The sequence below is a fragment of the Streptomyces swartbergensis genome (assembly GCF_002148965.1).
Taxonomy (GTDB): domain Bacteria; phylum Actinomycetota; class Actinomycetes; order Streptomycetales; family Streptomycetaceae; genus Streptomyces; species Streptomyces swartbergensis.
Map to the genome: position 1 here is coordinate 1 of NZ_NGFN01000585.1, position 2,803 is coordinate 2,803.

3 protein-coding genes and 1 tRNA gene are annotated in these 2,803 nt (G+C 69.2%); 3 read left to right on the forward strand and 1 reads right to left on the reverse strand.

The features are described from left to right. Positions 1–242, forward strand: a 242-nt coding sequence (locus CA983_RS42380) for an SUKH-3 domain-containing protein (RefSeq protein ID WP_208637170.1), incomplete at its 5' end; no start/stop codon positions are given. Between the two features lie 36 nt (positions 243–278). On the opposite strand, the gene CA983_RS42385 is transcribed toward CA983_RS42380, so the two are convergent. Next, entirely contained in the window at positions 279–1,577 is a 1,299-nt protein-coding gene (locus CA983_RS42385) for a sensor histidine kinase (RefSeq protein ID WP_086605954.1), read from the reverse strand. 167 nt (positions 1,578–1,744) lie between these two features. On the opposite strand from CA983_RS42385, the gene CA983_RS42390 reads away from it, so the two are divergent. Next, entirely contained in the window at positions 1,745–2,620 is an 876-nt protein-coding gene (locus tag CA983_RS42390) for a hypothetical protein (RefSeq protein ID WP_086605955.1), read from the forward strand. 12 nt (positions 2,621–2,632) lie between these two features. Next, a tRNA-Gln gene (locus tag CA983_RS42395) sits at positions 2,633–2,704 on the forward strand. Positions 2,705–2,803: the final 99 nt, after the last annotated feature.

Consider the following 2,803-nt stretch of genomic DNA (forward strand, 5'->3'; position numbering starts at 1 on the left):
ACCTGGACCCCCTGCACGGCCTCCACATGGCCCGCACCCTCGGCGACCTCGGCCGCGCCCTCGGCACCGAGGTCTGCCCCCTCGGCGCCGAAACCGACAGCCAGGCCCTCCTCGCCATCGACACCGAAGGCCGCGTCTACACCCTCGACCACACCGGCGACTGGTACCTCGGCGCCGACATCGACCACGCCCTGTCCACCCTCATCGCCGGCACGGAACCGACACGCCTGACAACGGGCTGACGAGAGCAACGCGAGACGGCCACCAGCCCCGGTGGGCTACGACGCCGGAATCACCGCCGACACCCGAAAACCCCCCGCATCCGTCGGCCCGGACACGAACACCCCGCCCAGCGCGGCCACCCGCTCCTTCATCCCCACCAGCCCGTTCCCCCCGGACGGCAACCGCGCCGACGACGCCGCCGCCTCGGGCGGCTCGTTCTCCACCTGCATCGCGATCTCCGACACCCGATGCGCCAGCCGCACATACGTCTTCGCCCCGGCCGCATGCTTGTGAACGTTCGTCAACGCCTCCTGCACCACCCGATACGCCGTCTGCTCCACCTCCGGCGCATACGACCGGGCATCCCCCTCCACCGTCAGATCGACCACCATCCCCGCGGCGGCCGACTGCCCGACCAGCTCCTCGATCTCCGCCAGACACGGCCCCTCGTCATCGGCAGCCCGCGAAGCCGCCGCCGCGGCAGCCACCCCCACCGCCGCCAGCGCCACCGACGGGGCCCGCTCGCGCCGCTCGCCCCCGCCACTGCGCAGCACGCCGAGCATCTCCCGCAGCTCGGTCAGCGCCTGCCGCCCCATGTCCCCCACGAGCGCGGCGTTCCTGACGGCCTTCTCGGGATCCTTCCGCGCCACGGCCTGCAGCGCGGCGGCATGCACGACCATCAGGCTCACCCGATGCGCGACGACGTCGTGCATCTCCCGGGCGATCCGCGTCCGCTCCTCGTTCCGGGCCCACTCGGCCCGCTCCTCCGCCCGCTCCGCGAGCAGCTGAAGCTCCCGCTCCAGACTGTCCGCACGCTCCCGCAGGCTCTCCATCAGCCGCCGCCGGGCCCCCACGTACAGACCGAGCAGCACCGGGGGCGCCGTGAAACCGAGCGACATCGTGATCGCCGCGAACGGCACGAACCAGTCCCCCAGGTCCAGATCGCCCCGCACCATGTCCTGCCGCGTCTTCACGAACGTCACGATGAGCGTCCCCACCAGCGACATCCCCGCCAGCGAGCCGATGATCCGCCGGGGCAGCTCGGACGCGGCCAGGGTGTAGAGGCCGACGACACCCATCAGGAAACCCATCTGGGCGGGCGTGATGGCGATCGACACCAGCACGACGGCGATCGGCCAGCGCCGCCGCACGAGCAGCACGGACCCCGCCAGCAATCCGAAAACGACCCCCGCGGCCACCGGGACCCCCGCGTCCTTGGCGAACGGAAAGCCCTCCGCCCCGCACTCCAGCGCGGACACCACGGCCAGACTCACATCGAACACGGCACTACGCCGTCTGTCCCACCACCACGGCCCTCCCCGGGCCGTCAGATGGTCTTCCCCCGTCGCGGTCATGCCTCCAGCCTACGGGCGCCCGCAGCCGGTTTTCCGGCGAGTTTCCCGGACTGGCCTACACCACACTCCGTGACCGTTCGGCCGCGATACGGCCCGATATCCCTCGAACTGCTGAATCGCTCACCGTTCGACCCCGGAGCCCTCCATTCCGCCCGGACGGTATGCGTATGACACATGCCACCAGCAAATACGCCGACTTCGAGGGACTGCGGGAGAGGGCGGTGACCCTGCGCCGCGCAGGGCTGAGCCGGCGCCAGATCCGCGACCGACTGCACGTGGACAACAACGACATCCTCAACCGCCTGCTGGAGGGCGAGCCCCCGCCGGCCTGGACGAAGCGCCCGAACGCGAAGGACGACCTCCGCGAGAAGGCCCGGGAGCTCCGGCTCCAGGGCTGGACGTACGACCAGATCCAGGTGGAGCTGGGGTGCTCCAAGAGTTCGATCTCGCTGTGGGTGCGGGATCTGCCGAAGCCGGAGCGGCGGCAACGGACCCGGGAGGAAGCCTCGGCGATCGCGAAGCGGGGTTGGGAAGCCAAGCTGCGGCTACGCGAGGAGGAACGCCAGCGAACCAGAGCAGTGGCAACGCGCGAGATCGAGCACTTGAGCGATCGTGAACTGTTCCTGGTCGGCGTGGGCCTCTATTGGGCCGAGGGCGCGAAAAGCAAGCCGTACCGTCGGCGAGAACGCGTGATCTTCGTGAACAGCGACCCTGGCATGATCACGGTCTTCCTGGCCTGGCTCGACCTACTCGGCGTAGAACGGGAACGCCTGAAGTTCGCCGTGCATGTCCACGAGAGCGCCGACGTAGCGGGCGCCGAGCAGTTCTGGGCCGACCACGTGGGTATCGACCGAGCCGCGCTCCTGAAGACCACACTCAAGAAGCACAGCCCCAGCACGAACCGGAAGAACACCAATGAGGGGTACTACGGCTGTCTCCGTGTCGATGTACGCCGCGGAGCAGACCTATACCGTCGCATCGAAGGCTGGTGGTGGGGCATAGTAGGGGAGGCTCAGTCGCGCACTCCGCGAACGGCTGTCTGACTGGGCTTGCCATCCGCCGTGGTGTAAGTGGCAGCACTGGGTCTTTTGGTGTCCTCAGTCCGGGTTCGAGTCCTGGCGGCGGAGCAAAGCTCGGTTCGGGTCCTGACTGGCAAACCCTTAGTCAGGACCCGCATCCATCTCCCCCACAAAACCCCCCGGTATCCTGCGGATGTCACCCCACCC

Excerpts from the sequence above, each read along its gene's own strand:
- CA983_RS42390 (WP_086605955.1), top strand. The coding sequence starts at position 1,745 with ATGACACATGCCACCAGCAAATACGCCGACTTCGAGGGACTGCGGGAG.
- CA983_RS42385 (WP_086605954.1), bottom strand. The coding sequence starts at position 1,577 with ATGACCGCGACGGGGGAAGACCATCTGACGGCCCGGGGAGGGCCGTGG.